The organism is Pseudomonas meliae (assembly GCF_001400515.1).
Lineage (GTDB): Bacteria > Pseudomonadota > Gammaproteobacteria > Pseudomonadales > Pseudomonadaceae > Aquipseudomonas > Aquipseudomonas amygdali.
In genome coordinates, this window is sequence record NZ_LJQT01000250.1 from 1 (window position 1) to 17000 (window position 17000).

Below are 17000 nucleotides of genomic sequence, written 5' to 3' on the forward strand. Positions count from 1 at the left end.
CCGCAGGCTGCCCTGTTCGTGAAGGTGGTCGTCCCCGACGCGGCAGCCCAGCGGGATGATGTTCTTGCCACCGGCTTCCCACTGTTTCACGCCATCCGTTAACTGACGATCGCGAGAAGTTTATTAAGGGTTGAACGTTATGTGGACGTCAGTTCCAGGTAGGTCCAGTACAGCAGGGCAACTGCGCTGATGGCGGCACCCAAACTACAAACGGCGACCCAGCCAAAGTGTGCATATGTATAAGTCGCAGCGATGGCACCCAGACCACTGCCTACCGAGTAGAAACACATGTAAGCACCCACCAGTCGGCTTTGCGCATCGGGGCGTGCGGCAAAGATCAGGCTCTGATTGGTGACATGGACGGCTTGCACGGCGAAATCCAGTAACACCACACCCACCACCATGGCGAGTAATGAGTGTTCAACGAACGCCGTAGGCAACCAGGACAAGGTCAACAGTGCCAGCGCGACGCCCGTGGTGCGATTGCCGAGCCCTTGGTCGGCGAGCCGTCCGGCCCGTGCCGCTGCCAGCGCACCGGCCACACCGGCGAGTCCGAACAAACCAATCTGGGTGTGTGACAGCGACAACGGGGGGCGCTGAGCGGCAGTACCATCGACGTCCATAACACACTGAATGCGGCGAAGATCAGCAGGGCGAAGGTGCCCCGGACACGCAATGCACGTTCGGTCAGGTACAACTGGAACACCGATCGCAGCAATTGCCAGTAGCCGCCTTTAGCTGGTGGCGTTGTGGAGGCAGGCATGGCGCGCATCAGCACCAGTGCCATGCCGGTCATCAGGGCGGCCGAGACAAAATAAACGCCGCGCCAGCCGGCCAGATCAGCCACTGCACCGGAGACGAAGCGGGCCAGCAGAATTCCCAGCACCACGCCAATGGTCACGGTGCCGACGGCTTCGCCACGCTGCTCGGGACTCGCCAGCGAAGCGGCGTAGGCAACCACCACCTGCACCACGACTGCCATCAGGCCAACGAGCACCATCGAGCCGAGCAACATGCCCCAATCCTGCGACAGACCAACTGCGCACAGGGCCAGAGCCGACAGCAGCATTTGTGTAAGGATAAGTTTCTTGCGATTGAGCAAATCACCCAGCGGAACGATGAACAACAATCCGACCGCATAACCCGCTTGCGTCGCGGTCACTACGATACCAATCGTGCCCGGCGAAACCGACAGGCTGGCAGCCATCGATTCCAGCAAAGGCTGGGCGAAGTAGACGTTTGCGACCGCCATGGCGCAGGTAATTGCAAAAAGAAAAGTTTGATAGCGACTAAGCTTGGGGGTGTCCCGGGGTTGGGGAGCTTGCGTGTACCCACCGCTGGATTTTTCGGCTTCGATTTCCATCTTTACCGGGGCACGAGACTTGAACGGCATCGCTCCATCCTTGGAATATGTGGTTGCAAAAGAAAATCTTGTGTGAACTTTTAACAAACTCAGTTGTTAAATGCAATCACATGTGTAAAACATTTTCGTCTGACGTTAGAACTTTTTACATTTCCTGCTACCTCGCCTCCAGGAGCCCCATGGCCAAACAGCAATTATTGGCGCAGAGCGAATGCCCTGTCGCCCGCACGCTTGAAGCAATCGGAGATCGCTGGGTTTTAATGATCATCCGCGACGGGTTCGACGACGTTCGCCGCTTCAGTGAATTTCAGAAACGTCTTGGTCTCGCCAAGAACATCCTCACGGTCAAGCTCAAAATGCTCGTGGAGTTGGGCGTATTCGACATTCAGCCGGCCTCCGACGGCAGTGCCTACAAAGAAACAAAGAATATGTGCTGACTGATATGGGCCGCGCGGTGTTCCCCATCGTCGTCAGCATGCGCCAGTGGGGGGAGCGCTACTTGTTCAACGCAGGGGAGAGCTACTCGGTGCTGCTCGACAATGAAAATTGTCGGAGCCAGTAGAAACCATCGCCGTACGTTCCAAGGCGGGCAAGGTGCTGACTCCGGCCGATTGTCATCGTCGGGTCGTCAAGCGCTGGGTTGACGCGAGTCGATAGCAACCGATCGCTGATCAAGTTGCTCTGTGATGATGTTGGCGGTTACAAAGCCAGCTTCGAACTGACGTTACCGAAACCGCAAGCCCTTCATAACGATTCCCTGACCACAAGCGGGCAATCTACCGGCTGGGCACCCGAGACTTCGAGGCCATCGATCAAGTACCGGGCGGCATTGCGACCGATCTCGTAATACGGCAGTTGCACCGTGGTCAGCGCGGGGATGAACAGTTCGGAAATGCCGATCATATTGTCATAGCCCAGCACGGCGACATCACCGGGGATTTTCAGGCCACGGCCCAGCAGCAGTTGGTAGGCACAAAAGGCTATGCGGTCATTGCCGCAGATCAGAATATCGAACTGCGGACGGCCATCAATCATGTGCCGTTCAAGGATGGCTGCGGTTTCCCCATAGGCGTCATGCTCGGAGAGGTCGTATTGCAAGAGTTCGCCGGTAGCCAGGCCGAATGCCTGGCAGGCACGCTGCATACCCGCCTGGCGAATTTTCCAGGCCAGGCTCTTTTTTGGCAGATTGATAAACAACGGACGTCGGTAGCCCTGGCTGAACGCATGGTGCAAGGCGCGGTACTGCCCTGTTTCGTCGTCCGGCACATAACTGACGAGGCTGCTGTCATCGGCTACGCAGTTGGCGAGCACCAGCGGTTTGCTTTTCAAGCGCTGGGGAATAGTCACTTCGCGCAACCCCATGGCGCTGAAGATCAACCCGTCAGGTCGGTGGGACAGCATCAGGTCGACGTTCTGGTCAGTGGGCGGGTTGCTTAGCAGGTTGAGGATAAATACGTTCCAGCCTGCCTGCTGTGCGGTCTGCTCGATGGACAGCAGCAGCTCTACCGCGAACGGCGTTGTCGCGGTGTCCAGCGCAAACACTCCGATGGTTCGTGTCTGCAAGTTGTCGCCGCGAATCCTGCGCGCTGACAGGCTGGGTACGAATTGAAGCTCGTCAATCGCGCTACGGACTCGCTGATACGTCTCGGGGCTCAGTTTTTCCGGATTATTGAGCGCCCGGGATACCGTCATCAGGGACACACCGGCCAATCGTGCAACGTCTTTAACTGAGGTCATGCAAGGCGGGGCCTGTCAGGTTGACTGATAATTATCATGCTACAGAGGCCTGATTTTTTTCGCGACTTCAATGATTTACCTGTAAGCATCCCGAAGAGAGTTCCCATGCGTTGGCAATGCACACCCGGCCTCCGGTTCCGTTGGCAATAAGCTTGACCCCCAGGCTGTCGGTCTTTGGATAAAGGCGACTACTGAAGCTGAAGCTGCCGTTTTGGTCAAACACCTCAATGGACGAGCGATCCAGGAAGACTCGCAGCTCAAGCCGGTCCTGTTGTGGATCTATTGCTACGCTGCGTTGACCGCTGACGTGGCTGCCCGACTGATCGCGGTCCAGTATCAAACGTTTTAGCGACGCATCGTAGTAAAGCAGAGTTTGCTCCTTGCCATTTGAACTGCAACGCAACGCCACTCCCAAGTGACCTTCGATGCAGTCGAGCAGGTCCAGGTGCACGTGGATTTCCAGCAGATCGCCGTGTACGTCATTCAGCCACTGAGTGCCCGCTTCGCTCCACCAGGGAGTGCCTGGCAATGACGCATTGCGCAGCGCTGTCAGTTCGCGTGCGGGGTGCACGCAAAGGCGATCGTCGCGCAGTTCGAGTTCGCGTGGCAGACCGAGCATTCCGCGCCAGTGATGGGTTGCTGTGGGGGTCGGGCTTTCCCACATATCGAGCCACGCCCACACCAGACGTCTGCCATCGGCAGCCACGAGGGTCTGCGCAGCATAAAAGTCATGGCCGTTATCCAGTTCGATAAAAGGCCCGCCGTTGAACTGCCACTGGCTGTCGATTTGGCCCACTCGGTAGCCGGTATGAAACTTGTTCAGTCGCTCGTAGCCCTGGGCTGGCATGCCTTGGGGGGAGTAAAGCAGTACATCGCGTCCATCAAGGCGAAACAGGTCAGGGCATTCCCACATATAACCATCGCCTTCGTTGCCGCTGGATACATAGCTCACGAATTCCCACGCGTGCAGGTCCACAGACCGATACAACGGCAGCAACGGCCTGTCGCCCAGACGCGCACCGGCAATCAGGTACCAGTGGTCATCCTGCTGCCAGACCTTCGGATCACGGAAATGAATGATCGTGTCTTGCGGCGGGCTGTCGATGACGGCACCGTGTTTGACGAAGTTGATGCCGTCGAGACTGGTGGCCAGGCACTGCACCTGACGGATCAAAAGCTCGTCGCCTACCTCACCCAGCCAGGTGTGCCCGGTGTAGATCAGTGCCAGGGTGTCGCCACACACCACTGCGCTGCCGGAAAAACAACCGTCCCGGTCGAAGTCATCACCGGGTGCCAGGGCAATGGGCAGGTGCTGCCAATGCACCAGATCGGCACTCTTTGCATGGCCCCAGTACATCGGGCCCCATTTCGCGTCGAACGGGTGGTGCTGATAGAACACGTGATATTCGCCACGAAAGAACACCACCCCGTTAGGGTCGTTCATCCAGCCCGCAGGCGGGGCCAGGTGATAACCGGGTCGATAATCGTGGATTACCTGCGCCAGGCTATCCCTCAATGCATGGTGCGCGCGCTCAAGGGCGGTGGATATTGGACCGTTCATGGCATTCACAGAAAAACTCATAGGGAACCCGCTTGTACGAAGTGTGGCGTGGTGTCGTGTGTCAGGTGTTGGTCGGCGTCAGAGTGGCGTTTCAAGGCCAGGCCATCGGCGTCGAACACGTGCAGATTTTCGGTATCGAACTGCAGCGCGACCCGGTCGTCCACCTGCCATCCGGCTTTTGCCTCGCACCGGCAGATCAAGGGTTCGTTCTCGTCTGTAGCCAGATGCACATAGACCTCGCTACCCAGGTATTCGACACTGGTCACGGTGACGCCAGTGCCACTGTTCGCTGCACTTAGAGATATGTGTTCCGGACGGACACCCAGGGTCAATTGCGCGTCGTCGGCCAGGTTCGAGCTGTCGAAGGGCAGGGATGTCATGCCCAGTGCCGGGATATCGATCAGGCTGTTGCGGCTTGGTGCGTGCAAGCGGACTGGCAGAAAATTCATTCTTGGCGAGCCCAGAAAACCGGCGACGAAGAGGCTGGCGGGGCGCTCATAGAGTTCGCGTGGTGAGCCAACCTGTTCGACCTGACCGCCGTTGAGGACGACAATTTTGTCAGCCAGGGTCATGGCCTCTACCTGATCGTGGGTGACGTAGATCATCGTCGAGCCCAGCCGCTTGTGGAGCCGGGCGATTTCGTTGCGCATCTGGACCCGCAGCGAGGCGTCCAGGTTGGAAAGCGGTTCATCGAACAACAGGATGTCCGGTTCCCGCGCCATGGCTCTGCCCATGGCCACGCGCTGACGCTGCCCGCCGGACAATTCCCGGGGCTTGCGCTGCAGCAGTTTGTCCAGTTGCAGGATCTGCGCGGTTTTCAGCACGCGTTCGCGCAGGCTGCTTTTTTCCGTCTTGGCCAGCTTGAGGCCGAAACTGATGTTGTCGTAGACGCTCATGTGCGGGTACAGAGCGTAAGACTGAAAGACCATGCCGACGCCACGCTCGCGCGGTTCCAGGTCATTGACCCGGCGTCCGTCGATCAGCAGGTCGCCACCACAGATCGAATCCAGTCCGGCGATCAAGCGCAGCAGCGTCGACTTTCCGCAGCCCGAAGGGCCGACGAACACAACGAACTCACCCGCAGCGATCTCCAGGCTGACATCGCGCAGAATGCGCGTGCCGCCCAATTGCTTGTTGATGTTGGCTAGCTTCAATTTCATCACGATGCTGTTCCTTGTCAGTTGTGTGCATCAACCTTTCAACGCGCCGGCAGTGAGGCCGGAAACGATGCGGCGCTGGAAGATCAGCACCAGAATCACCAGTGGGACGGTCACCAGCACCGACGCCGCCATCAACAGGCCCCAAGGCAATTCGTGGGAGCTGCCACCCGAAATCAGGGCGATGGCGACCGGGACCGTTCGTTGCGCGTCTGTCAGGGTGAAGGTCAGGGCAAACAGGAACTCGTTCCACGCGGCAATAAAAGCCAGCAGGCCGGTTGTGACCAGCGCGGGCCACAGCAGCGGCAACAGCACACGGGTGAGCGTGGCCCAGGGCGATGCGCCATCCATGATTGCCGCTTCTTCCAGCTCATGCGGCAGTTGCCCCATGAACGTGGTCAGCACCCAGACGGTGAAGGGCAGGGTAAAAATCGTGTAGCTCAGGATCAGTGCCCATGAGGTGTTGTACAGACCCAGTGCGCGGATGACTTCAAACAGCCCCGACAGCACCGCGACCTGAGGAAACATCGAGACGCCGAGCACCATCATCAGCACCGTGCCGCGGCCTCGGAACTTGACCCTGCCCAGGGCGTAGGACGCCGTCAGGCCCAGGAACAGCGCCAGCACTACCACACTCAGCGCAACCACCAGCGAGTTGGCGATGGCCTGCAGGAATGACGCCTGACTGAGGACCGCTGCGTAATTGGAGAAGTCGGCTTCGGTGATCCAGTAGCTCACTTCAAACAAGGCACTGGACGGTTTCAGCGAGGTCAGGATGGCGTAATAGAAAGGGAAGATCGCGTACAGCAGCACGACCCCGACCAGGCCCCAGAAGGCCAGGCGCAGCAGCAATTTCTTCAGTGGGCGCAGGTTCATGAGCGCACCTCCAGCTGGCGACGTCCGAGGTACAGATAAAGCATGGCAATCACTGCCACGACCAGAAACAGCAGGGTGGAGGCGGCGCTGCCGTAGCCGACGTCCTGGAACTCCACCAGGTGCTGGCGGGCATAGACCGACATGCTCATGGTGCTCGAAGAGTTGGAGGTCAGGACGTAAATGACGTCGAAGACCCGCAACGAATCGAGAATGCGAAAGATCGCGGCGACCAACAAGGCGGGCATCAGCAACGGCAAGGTGACTCGCCAGAACACCCGCACCGGATGAATGCCGTCGACCCGGGCGGCTTCGTAGCAATCGCTTGGCAGCATCTGCAGTGCCGCGAGCATCAGCAGGGTGACAAAGGGCACAGTCTTCCAGACGTCGACGATGATCACTGCCCACATCGACAGGTCCGCATCTGCCGTCCAGGCCAGCGGCGCGTCGATCAGGCCCAGGCTCAGCATCATATGGTTGATGATGCCGAACTGGTCATTGAGCATCCACGACCAGATCTTCGCCGAGACGATGGTCGGAATCGCCCAAGGGATCAGAATCAACGCACGGACCAGCGCGCGGCCGGTGAACTTGACGTTCAACAGCAACGCCACCATCAGTCCCAGGACCATTTCCAGCCCGACCGACACCACGGTGAAATGCAGGGTGTTGCGCACCGCGTTCCACCATTGCGGATCGACCAGCACGCCAGACCAGATGACGCCGTCGTAGAGCAGATAATTGCTCAGGCCCACGAATGAGCCACTGCCGGTATCCGACAGATCGGCATCGGTCAGGCTGAACCAGAATGTGCGCAGCAACGGCCAGGCCGCCACCAGGACCAGGCACACGAGCATCGGCGTCAGAAACAGCCAGGCGGCGCGTAGCCTGCGACGTTGTACAGGCGTTTCCCGGGTGACGAGTTCGTCGTCTTCGGGGAAAGCGGTAGAAGAGACGGGCATGTTGATTTCCTTACGTGTGGCTTACCAGTTCCGGCGTTTGATGCGGGTCAGTTCGCGCTCCAGTTCGACCAGTGCCTGATCGACCGGAATATCGCCCGCCAGCACGCTATGCACCCGATCGAAGAATGCGTTGGAGACGCGTGGGTAGCCGTTGGCCGTGATCGCGGCGGGGCGCATGACCCCATTGCTGAGGATGCTGTGCAGCTGCGGGTAGTAAGGCATCGCCGCGAGCGACTCGGGGTCGGCATACAGGGACTCGATGACCGGGTTGTAGGCACCTGCCAGGGCACGCTGTTTTTGCTGCTGGGCGCTGGTAAGGTAGGCAACCAGTTCTGCCGCCAGTTTGGGGTTGCGGCTGTAGCGCGAAACCGCCAGGCCCCAGCCTCCGAGCGTTGAAGCGTGGGTGCCGTTCGCGCCGCCACTGGGCAGGGGCGCGACGCCGACCTTGTCTTTTATCGCGCTGTCCTTGCTTTGCACCAAGGCCCAGACGTAAGGCCAGTTGCGCATGAACAGCGCATTTCCCGACTGGAATACGCCACGGCCTTCTTCCTCGGTGTAGTTAAGTACGCCGGGCGGTGAGATCTCGCCGATCCAGCTTTTTGCCAGGGTCAGCGCGACTCGTGAGGCCTGGCTGTTGACCACGATGTCTCCGCGCGGGTTGACCAGTCCGCCGTCCGGCTGGCTGCTGATCCATTCCAGGGCGTTGCACGTCAGGCCTTCATAGGCGCGCCCCTGGAACACGTAGCCCCACATAGTGGCATTCCCCGCATCGCGTTCGGCTTTTTGCACTTTTTTGGCGGTAGCGGTCATGTCCTCCCAGGTCTGGGGGACCGGCTGCTGGTACTTGTCGAGCAGATCCTTGCGGTAATACAGCAGCCCCGAGTCGGTAAACCAGGGCATCGACACCAGCCGGCCGTCGACGGTGGCGTTGTCCACCTGTGCCTGGAAATAGCCTTGTGTCGCATTTGCCGGAAGCAGTTCGCGCAGATCCGTCAGGTGTTTGGCGAGCATCCCCGGCCACACCATGTCGATTTGAATGATGTCGATGTCGGTGGACTTGGCACTGAGGATCTGCTGGTAGAACGACAGGCGTTCGGTTGCCGAGTTAGGCGTGGAAACCACTTGAACGTTGTTGCCGGTCTGTTTTGACCAGCTATCGACTGCATCCTTGCACAGTTGCAATTCAGCGCCGACGGCCCCGCACGAGATCGTTAGATCAGATGCGTTCGACAGCGCAGAAAACCCGGCAGACAGGGTGAGCAGCGCGGCGGGAAGAAGAGATTTCAGCTGTTTCATAGAGCCCTCTTTATTTTTGTTTTTATAAAAGTTAACGTTAAGGAGGCGCTGATTTATTCGATTTTTCGTCCCTGCAACGCTCTGGAGGCCTTGATTTATCAGGGGGCAACAGCTGGGTTTTAGAATAAATCAGCGGCTCCCTAACATCATCAATGTAACAGCGTATTTTCGATGTGGCACCCTTTTTTCTCCGATTTGCACAATTTTGTGCTGAAGGAAAAGGGCTCGGCCAACGTCACGAAAACAATAAAAACAAAACAGGAAGTCCACATGCAGAACGCATCAAGATGGCTACTCGCAGGGGTACTCGGCACCTCGACAACCGTCTCTCAGGCCGCGACTCTGGAAGAGCGGATGGCCGCATTCGAAGCCCGTGCCAGCGCTGCGGAAAAACGTGCAGCCGCAGCCGAACAGCAAACCCAGGCGCTCGCCAGGGAGCTTCAGCAACTCAAACTCTCGACCCCCGTTGCGCAGCCTGCCGCACCCACTTCTGCGTCCACCGTTGCGGCCAGTTCACAGCCGGCTCTGGATGATCGCGTGGCAAAACTCGAAGCCCGCCAGCAAAGCATGGAGAAGCCAGGCAGTGCCGGACACCTCACCGACGGGTTCAGCTTCAAGGGCTACGCTCGCTCCGGTCTGTTGATCAACGACGGTTTGGGCGGCGGTCGCGGTGGGCCTTATACAACCCCCGCAGGTTCAGTCGGTGGTGCGGTCGGGCGCCTGGGTAACGAAGACGACACCTACATGCGCTTCGATCTGTCGAAAGAGATCTACGCGCAGAACGGCACGCGCTCCAAGTTCACCGTCTCCATCGCCGACGGCGTTGAAAGCTATAACGACTGGACGGCCACCGAAAGCAGCCTGAACGTGCGTCAGGTATTTACCGAACTCGACCACATTGCCGCCTTCAAGGGGAATTCAGTGTTCGAAAACGCCACGCTGTGGGCCGGCAAGCGCTTCGACAGGGATAATTTCGATATCCACTGGCTGGACTCGGACGTGGTCTTTCTGGCCGGGACCGGTGGCGGTATCTACGATGTGCAGATGACCAAGGACTGGCGCTCGAACTACTCCCTGATCGGACGTAACTACGGCGATTTCAGTGAGGGCGGCGTCGATGCCGATGTGGAAAGCTACATCCTGACCTCCAACCAATTCTTCGACAATGGTCAGTGGCAGTGGATGTTCAACGCCATTGGCGCAAAGAAAAACGACGTCGGTACGCGCACTAATCAAGCGGGTTTTGCGCCTGCAGATTCAGGCCTGCACACCATGTTGGCCAATCACCAGAAAGACTTTTTCGGCAGGGAAGGCTTCTTCAAGACGGCGTTGCTCTATGGGCAGGGCCTGGGGGCTCAGGTCAAGGACATTGGCGCAGATGGTGAACTGATCGACGACGCCCGCGCGGTGCGTCTGGCGATGTACGGCGAGACGCCTATTGCGCCGGGATGGCGCATCGGCCCGAGCTTGCTGGCCGAGCAGAGCAAAGACCGCTACGTCAAAGGCGACGATTACCGCTGGCTCACTCTGAACATGCGCCTGGCCAACGAGATCAACAGTAACTTCGAGATGGCCTACGAGTTGAGTTGGCAAACCATGGACCTCGACCCCAAAGGCTACCTGCAACGCAATGCAGTCGACGGCAACTTCTGGAAGTTCACGGTTGCGCCGACCTTCAAGCCGGACATGGGTGACCTGCTAACGCGTCCCGAATTGCGAGTGTTCGCAAGCCTCATGAACTGGTCTTCGGATCTGGACCGCTACAGCACGACCGGCAACTTCGGCAAAAGTGATTTCAACTCCGGTGGTGTCTGGCAGTTCGGCATCCAGATGGAAACCTGGTTCTAGTGCGGTAGTTCAGATGTGCCAGTGAAAATTCAGGCTCTCAACTCATCGCTGCGCTCAGGGCCTGATTTCTTCAACGGGTTGTTTCGGCACTTTAGAGAACTTGTAAAACAGATTTGGCTCGCTGACGACGTACAGGTTGCCGTCGTGATCCATGGTCAGGCCTTCAGGTTGGGGAGCGCTGTTCTGGAGGTCGGAAAATGTACCCAGCAGTGATCGAATGCTGACGAAACGCCCTTTACCGTCCAGTTCTGTGATCGAGCGTGACTGATCGCTGAGCAGCAGTAAATGACCGGTACGCGGATCGAAGTAACCGTCTGAAAGGTCGCGTGCAGCGACGCTTTTCGTGATCCAGTCCAGCCGGTCGGCAATTTTGATCTGCAAACGGCCCTGATCAATGGAGCGCAGGACTCCGGAAACCTCGAACATCTGGCGCGGATCGCGTTCCTTGATCGCGAACAGGCGGTCGTTGGCAGGATCATAGGTCACGCCCTCGAATCCCTTGTTCTGGTTACTTGGGTTGATCAGTAGCGCAATGAACTGGGCTTCCTCGACGTGGATTGGGCGTGCTTGCGTCGGCAACGTGATGATGTCCAGTTGCTGGAGATCTTCATCGCACAGCACGATGCGACCGTTACCCAGATAAGCCAAGCCTTCTGTGTCGTCGAAACCGATCAATGGGTAACGAGCGATTATGTCGCCGTTCGCGTCAAGCGCCAGCAGTTGCATGGGGCCTTTGTTGGTCACTGCCAGCAGTCGATCATTGTCGTAGTCGTAGGTTATCCCGGAGATATTGGCGACGTCCGGGGCAAGTGGTTTGGCGTCGATAACCACATGGAAATCCGGCAACCAGATATTCTTTTCGGCTGCCGTATTGCCCTTCAACCAGGTGCGACCGTAGTGGTACAGCTGTTGGTGGACATGAAAGTGTGCCGACACGGCGTAAGCCAGCAGCAGAACCCCGAGAGCACCTGCACTCAGCACTATCTGTGCGAGTGATACCTGCCTTCGAGCGACATTCGACCACGTCAGCCGCTTTGCCTTGATCGTTTCCAACTGCATGGCTTCAGGCACTCCCGCGTGTCGGGCGGCTGGGCGGGTGATTAATCAACATTCTGCTGCCAGGCGAAGCGATAGGCTTTCATGAGCGGTTCCGGTTTACACAGGCCGTTGTCGGCATCGGCATCGACGATGAACCAGTCAGCTCTGGAGGTCTGACCCAGCGGCCGGGCTTTTTCCGGCAAGAAGCAATTGGCCAATTGTTCACCCGGGACCAGAGCAAAGGTGCCGGGATCTTCTCGTAGCCAACGGGCTGACTGTTCGATTGCCGACGGCTTGGCAAAACCGAAATGCACGATGGGTTGGCGTGCATACAGCCAGTGGCCCTCGCGCCAGTTGACCAGTACCAGGTCGGCTCCCTGGGTGACGCTGGCGGCTTGTTCCATCAGGCTCTTGTGTGGATTTTCTCCCTCTATGACGGGTTCGATGAACCCTCTGGCGAACCACAGGCTGAGCCAGACAACCACCACTGCGGGGACCAGTCGCCCAGCCCTGACGCGGTCGTGGAACCAGCGTTTCAACAACCAGGGCAGCAAGGGGGCAGCGACCAGTACCAGACCGGGCAGCGCCGGAAAGATGTAGATCTTGCGTTTGCCACTGGAGAGGCTGAAGAACAACAGCACCAGCAAGACCCAGCCGAGCAGTACCAGAACCCGGCCATCCCGCTTGCTCAGTTGTCGGCGCCATGCCGGGATCAGCCAGGGCAGCACCAGCACCAATGGCAGCCAATACTGGGGGATGACTTTGACGAAGAAATACCAGAATGGCTCGCGATGGTCCCAGGCGCTGGCGTAGCGATTAGCCGTCTGGTGCAAGAGTATTTCCTGCACATAGGCGAAGCCTTCCGGCCCGCCATCACGCACGACCGAGATAACCATCGGCACCAGCCACAGGCAGCATGCAAGTAATAACGCCAGTAGACCCAGCGCCCAGCGGCCTATCTGTCCAGGCATGGCCACGACACCGGACCAGCCTTTACGCGCGGCATAGGCGTAAGGGATCAACATCAATGCGGGAACAAAACCGACGCCCTTGGTGATAATGCCCAGGCCCATGGCCGCACAGCTGAAATAAAACCAGCCCCAGGCCGGTCCGAGCAACAAGTGGCGAACCAGCCCATAGAAGCCCAGCGCAATCCATAAGCACAGGAAGCTATCGATTTGTCCGGTGCGCAGGATGCTGTAGGTCTGATAGGTCGCCAGGAACAGCAAGGCGGCGTACCGTCCGATACGTCGGTTCCACAGACGGCTGCCCAGATCGTAGAGGACTGCGGTGGTCGCGCCTGCAGAGAGCAGCCCGGGCAGGTAAAGCGCGATGTTCGGGCTGCCCGTCAACCAGATGAAGAATGCGGTAGCCCACATGAACAGCGGCGGCTTGTCGGCATAAATCTCCCCGGCCCTGTGCGGGACGAACCACGAGCCGTTCTGCAGCATTTCCAGAGCAACGCCCAGAAAACGTTCTTCGTCCACGTTCTGCGGTAGACGCAGGCCCAGGCCGGCACCGACCAGTAAAACGGCCAGTGCGACCAGTAGCCATCCCTCGAGGCGAGGCGAAAGTTGAGTTCGCAACGTCATTGCTCCTCGGGTGTCTTGGCCTGTCGGCTGATCAGCTGCAGGTTGCGCATGTACACCAGCAGACCAAAGGACTGGCCGGCAATGAAGACCGGGTCCTGTCGATAAATGGCGTAAGCCAGCAAGATAGTGCTGCCCAGCATGCTCAGGTACCAGAAGCCCACCGGAATGATGCTGCGCTTCTTGAATTCGCTGTACAGCCATTGCAGGACAAAGCGTCCGGTAAAGACGGCCTGCCCGACAAAGCCGAGGATCAGCCAGAAGGTTTCGTTGTCCGGTTTCATGACCGCAGTTCCTGTGCTTCAACATCCAGGCGGGTCCGGCGGATCAGCCACCAGACGCCGACCAGATCCAGAATGCCCACCAGTGCGCGGTCCAGATTGCCGTACTTGGACACGCCGGCCTGGCGATGGCGGTGGTTGACGGGGTGCGTGACCATACGGCCGTTATGCCGCTGAATCAGCGCTGGAATGAACCGGTGCATATGGTCGAAGTACGGCAGGCGCAGAAAAGCTGCTCGCTCAATCAGTTTCAGACCGCAACCGGTGTCTGGGGTAGCGTCCTTGAGAAGGCGACTACGCAGGCCGTTTGCGAATCGCGAGGCCCAGCGTTTACTGGCCGTATCGCGACGATTCACACGGTGCCCTGCCACCAGCTGGATCGCCCCGGGGCCTGCTTCGTGAGCGCGTACCAACGCCAGCATTCCTGGAATGTCCGCAGGGTCGTTCTGACCGTCACCGTCCAGGGTCGCCAGCCAGGTGCCGTTGGCCGCCAGTGCCGCGTGATAGACCGAGGTGCTCTGCCCGAGCGACTGCTCGTGGCGCAAGATCCGCAACACGGTCAGCCCGCTGTCCTTGAGGTGAGTCAGCACTTTCGAGGTGTCGTCTGTGCTGCCGTCGTCAACGACCAGTATCTCGTAGCGCTCACCGTCCAGCGCTGTGCAAATCTCTTTTATAAGGCTGGGCAGGTTATCGGCTTCATTTTTGGCCGGTATCACGACGGAGAGAAAGGTGGGCGTGGTCATGGAAGTCCTTGTTATTGAAGTGGCACACAGAGCCGGGCCTGATAATGCTCCCGATACCAGTCGACGAAGGCCCTGACGCCGGTGTCGACCGAGACCTGTGGTTGAAAGTCGATCCATTGGCTCAGCGCACTGACGTCAGCCCAGGTTTTCAATACGTCGCCTGCTTGCAAAGGCAGGTAGCGTCGCTCGGCGCGCAGGCCTAGCGCGGCCTCCAGGCAATCGATGAACTCCAGCAGCTTGACGGGCTGACCGCGGCCGATGTTGAAGAGTTGGTGAGGTGGCTCGCTGCCAACCGTGTCGGGCGGCAGCAAGCGCAGACGCAGGATGCTTTCGACAATATCGTCGATGTAAGTGAAGTCCCGGGCCATTTCGCCATGGTTATAGATATCCACAGGCTGTCCGGCCAACATGGCTTTTGTGAACTTGAACAGCGCCATGTCAGGCCGGCCCCAAGGTCCGTAGACGGTGAAAAAACGCAGCCCTGTGGCGCGCAGGCCGTACAGGTGGGAATAGCTGTAGGCGGTGAGTTCATTGGCGCGCTTGGTGGCGGCATACAGGGACAGCGGCCGGTCGACGGCATCCTCAACCTGAAACGGCATGCGCGTATTGGCGCCGTAGACCGAGCTGCTCGACGCGTAGATCAGGTGCGCTGGTCTGTACTGCCGACAGGCCTCGAGCACGTTGATAAAGCCGACCAGATTGGATTGGGCGTAAACATTCGGTTGCTCAAGCGAATAACGCACACCGGCCTGGGCTGCCAGGTGGATGACCTGTTCGAATTCATTGTGCGAGAACAGGGCGGACAGACCTTCGGCATCGGTGATGTCCAGCCTGTTGAATGTGAAACCAGGCAAGCGCTGGAGTATGGCCAGTCGCGATTGTTTAAGTTCGACGCTGTAATAGTCGTTGAGGTTGTCGATACCGACGACCTCTATACCGAGCTCGCACAGTCGTTTGGCGACATGGAAGCCAATGAATCCGGCAGCACCTGTCACGAGCACCGTCATGGCTGGATCGCCTGGCCACGACCAATGCCATAGTAGGCAAATCCGGCATCACGCAATTGCGACGGGTCGAACAGGTTGCGGCCATCGAAAACCGCTCGATCCCGCAGTTTCTCGCCGAGCTGGTCCAGATCCAGAACCCGGTAGTCCTGCCATTCGGTCACCACTACCAGAGCGTCTGCACCTTCCAGAGCATCTTGCTTGCACTGCACCAGTTGCAGGTCATCACGCTCGCCATAATGATGCCTGATAGCTTCGATCGCCTGCGGGTCGTGGGCCTGAACCCTGGCACCGGCTGCCCAGAGTGCTTCAAGCAGGGCATGGCTGGATGCTTCGCGAATATCGTCGGTATTGGGTTTGAAGGCCAGCCCCCAGACAGCGAAGACCTTGCCCCTGAGTTCGCCGTGATAATGAGCGTGGATATTTTTAAACAGACGGTGCTTCTGGCGGCGATTGACCTGTTCGACAGCATTGAGCAGCGCTGTCTCCACCCCGTTCTCGCTGGCTGTGCCGATCAGCGCCTGCAAGTCCTTGGGTAAAGCATGAGCCACCGAAGCCGCAGCCTGGGTAAATGAAGTCGTAGCCAATGCGAGGGTCGGAGCCAATGCCAAGCCGGACCTGTTCTATGTCGGCACCCACCTGTTCGGCCAGGTTGGCCATCTCGTTGATGAACGAAATCTTGGTCGCCAGCAGGCAGTTGGCAGCGTACTTGGCCAGTTCCGCGCTACGGGCATCCATGATCACAAACTTCTCGCGGTTGCGACTGAACGGCTGATACAACTCGCGCATCTGCTCCAGCGCTCGCGGGCTGGCACCGCCGACGATAATGCGATCCGGACGCAGGCAATCACTGACCGCGCAGCCTTCCTTGAAAAACTCTGGGTTGCTGATCACTTCAAAGCCGTCATCGCGTCGTGGACTGGCAGCGATTTCAGCGAGCAGGCGGTCAACTGTCCCCACGGGCGAAGTGGACTTGTTGACAATGATCCGAGCACCGTCAGCGTGTCTGAGCACGGAGCGCAGCACGGCAAACACCTGGCTCAGGTCTGCTTTGCCGTCGGCTTGCGCTGGTGTGCCAACTGCGATGAATACCAACTCTGCAAAGCGGCTGGCGTGCACTTCATCGATTGTGAAACTTAGTCTTTTGCAGTCCAGGCCGTTGCGGAGAAGTTCGCCAAGACCGGGCTCGAATATAGGGCATATGCCTTCGCGCAGCGCATCAATGCGTTTGCTGTCGACATCCATGCAGCATACGGTGTGGCCCACTTCCGCCAGGCAGGCGGCAAGGGTAAGCCCCACATAACCGGTTCCGAACACTGTCACTTTCAAGTGCTGCTCCTTCTGCTCCATGAATTGAGGAGCCTGGTTTGTTTCAGGCGCCCGAACGCGTCTTGAACAACTAGCGGAACAACTAGCGCAAGATAAATGTCATAAATGTGTTAAGAAACGATGACATGAGTTTGTCATGTAGTGAAAAAGCCAAGGGCGGTCATACTTCAAGTGATCAGTTGGCAGCCTCTAGGTATCCTCTGAAAAAGCCCATTTTTT

Annotated in this window: 12 protein-coding genes and 3 pseudogenes; 2 read left to right on the forward strand and 13 right to left on the reverse strand. The window is 58.5% G+C overall.

Going from position 1 to position 17000, the window contains the following annotated elements:
* Positions 1-137: 137 nt before the first annotated feature.
* Positions 138-1393 (reverse strand): annotated as a pseudogene (locus tag ALO64_RS11175) (MFS transporter).
* A gap of 149 nt (positions 1394-1542) precedes the next feature.
* Between ALO64_RS11175 and ALO64_RS11180 the strand changes: the two are divergent.
* Positions 1543-2020, forward strand: a pseudogene (locus tag ALO64_RS11180) (winged helix-turn-helix transcriptional regulator).
* Positions 2021-2107: 87 nt separating this feature from the next.
* Here ALO64_RS11180 and ALO64_RS11185 read toward each other — a convergent pair.
* The 6 genes from ALO64_RS11185 to ALO64_RS11210 all read right to left on the reverse strand — a co-directional run bounded on the left by ALO64_RS11185 (position 2108) and on the right by ALO64_RS11210 (position 8949).
* Entirely contained in the window at positions 2108-3100 is a 993-nt protein-coding gene (locus ALO64_RS11185) for a LacI family DNA-binding transcriptional regulator (protein ID WP_016981501.1), read from the reverse strand.
* A 67-nt stretch (positions 3101-3167) separates the two neighbouring features.
* The gene (locus ALO64_RS11190) at positions 3168-4682 is read right to left on the reverse strand and encodes a glycoside hydrolase family 32 protein (protein ID WP_044344960.1); all 1515 of its coding nucleotides are present in this window, start codon (positions 4680-4682) and stop codon (positions 3168-3170) included.
* Positions 4679-5824 carry an ABC transporter ATP-binding protein gene (locus tag ALO64_RS11195; RefSeq protein ID WP_327168279.1) on the reverse strand — a complete coding sequence of 382 codons (1146 nt, stop codon included), beginning with the start codon at positions 5822-5824 and terminating at the stop codon, positions 4679-4681. The genes ALO64_RS11190 and ALO64_RS11195 overlap by 4 nt, the downstream gene beginning before the upstream one ends.
* Positions 5825-5851: 27 nt before the next feature.
* The gene (locus tag ALO64_RS11200; RefSeq protein WP_044344962.1) at positions 5852-6694 is read right to left on the reverse strand and encodes a carbohydrate ABC transporter permease; all 843 of its coding nucleotides are present in this window, start codon (positions 6692-6694) and stop codon (positions 5852-5854) included.
* Complete coding sequence (locus ALO64_RS11205; protein WP_044344963.1) at positions 6691-7653, reverse strand: carbohydrate ABC transporter permease; 963 nt, start codon at positions 7651-7653, stop codon at positions 6691-6693. Before ALO64_RS11205 ends, ALO64_RS11200 begins: the two co-directional genes overlap by 4 nt.
* A 21-nt stretch (positions 7654-7674) precedes the next feature.
* A complete protein-coding gene (locus tag ALO64_RS11210; protein WP_044344964.1) occupies positions 7675-8949 on the reverse strand; it encodes an ABC transporter substrate-binding protein in 1275 nt (424 codons plus the stop codon).
* Between the two features lie 270 nt (positions 8950-9219).
* Here ALO64_RS11210 and ALO64_RS11215 point away from each other — a divergent pair, with 270 nt between their 5' ends.
* Positions 9220-10797, forward strand: coding sequence for a carbohydrate porin (locus tag ALO64_RS11215; RefSeq protein ID WP_042930958.1), 1578 nt, complete (start codon positions 9220-9222; stop codon positions 10795-10797).
* Between the two features lie 54 nt (positions 10798-10851).
* Here the strand turns inward: ALO64_RS11215 and ALO64_RS11220 are convergent, their stop codons facing one another.
* From ALO64_RS11220 to ALO64_RS11245, 6 genes and pseudogenes are all read right to left on the reverse strand, one after another.
* Positions 10852-11856 (reverse strand): SdiA-regulated domain-containing protein, encoded by a 1005-nt coding sequence (locus ALO64_RS11220; RefSeq protein ID WP_010213818.1) that lies wholly within the window; start codon positions 11854-11856, stop codon positions 10852-10854.
* Between the two features lie 41 nt (positions 11857-11897).
* A complete protein-coding gene (locus ALO64_RS11225) occupies positions 11898-13427 on the reverse strand; it encodes an ArnT family glycosyltransferase (protein WP_044344965.1) in 1530 nt (509 codons plus the stop codon).
* Positions 13424-13708, reverse strand: a complete 285-nt coding sequence (locus ALO64_RS11230; RefSeq protein WP_010213815.1) for a lipid-A-disaccharide synthase N-terminal domain-containing protein — start codon at positions 13706-13708, stop codon at positions 13424-13426. Before ALO64_RS11230 ends, ALO64_RS11225 begins: the two co-directional genes overlap by 4 nt.
* Positions 13705-14448: a glycosyltransferase family 2 protein gene (locus ALO64_RS11235; protein ID WP_044344966.1), complete on the reverse strand. Its 744-nt coding sequence runs from the start codon at positions 14446-14448 to the stop codon at positions 13705-13707. Before ALO64_RS11235 ends, ALO64_RS11230 begins: the two co-directional genes overlap by 4 nt.
* An 11-nt stretch (positions 14449-14459) precedes the next feature.
* Positions 14460-15455 carry an NAD-dependent epimerase gene (locus ALO64_RS11240; protein WP_010213810.1) on the reverse strand — a complete coding sequence of 332 codons (996 nt, stop codon included), beginning with the start codon at positions 15453-15455 and terminating at the stop codon, positions 14460-14462.
* Positions 15452-16781 (reverse strand): annotated as a pseudogene (locus tag ALO64_RS11245) (UDP-glucose dehydrogenase family protein). The gene ALO64_RS11240 and the pseudogene ALO64_RS11245 overlap by 4 nt, the downstream one beginning before the upstream one ends.
* Between the last annotated feature and the right edge of the window lie 219 nt (positions 16782-17000).

Coding starts and splice junctions, on each gene's coding strand:
- ALO64_RS11185 (WP_016981501.1), bottom strand. CDS start 3,100: ATGACCTCAGTTAAAGACGTTGCACGATTGGCCGGTGTGTCCCTGATG.
- ALO64_RS11190 (WP_044344960.1), bottom strand. CDS start 4,682: ATGAGTTTTTCTGTGAATGCCATGAACGGTCCAATATCCACCGCCCTT.
- ALO64_RS11200 (WP_044344962.1), bottom strand. CDS start 6,694: ATGAACCTGCGCCCACTGAAGAAATTGCTGCTGCGCCTGGCCTTCTGG.
- ALO64_RS11205 (WP_044344963.1), bottom strand. CDS start 7,653: ATGCCCGTCTCTTCTACCGCTTTCCCCGAAGACGACGAACTCGTCACC.
- ALO64_RS11210 (WP_044344964.1), bottom strand. CDS start 8,949: ATGAAACAGCTGAAATCTCTTCTTCCCGCCGCGCTGCTCACCCTGTCT.
- ALO64_RS11215 (WP_042930958.1), top strand. CDS start 9,220: ATGCAGAACGCATCAAGATGGCTACTCGCAGGGGTACTCGGCACCTCG.
- ALO64_RS11220 (WP_010213818.1), bottom strand. CDS start 11,856: ATGCAGTTGGAAACGATCAAGGCAAAGCGGCTGACGTGGTCGAATGTC.
- ALO64_RS11225 (WP_044344965.1), bottom strand. CDS start 13,427: ATGACGTTGCGAACTCAACTTTCGCCTCGCCTCGAGGGATGGCTACTG.
- ALO64_RS11230 (WP_010213815.1), bottom strand. CDS start 13,708: ATGAAACCGGACAACGAAACCTTCTGGCTGATCCTCGGCTTTGTCGGG.
- ALO64_RS11235 (WP_044344966.1), bottom strand. CDS start 14,448: ATGACCACGCCCACCTTTCTCTCCGTCGTGATACCGGCCAAAAATGAA.
- ALO64_RS11240 (WP_010213810.1), bottom strand. CDS start 15,455: ATGACGGTGCTCGTGACAGGTGCTGCCGGATTCATTGGCTTCCATGTC.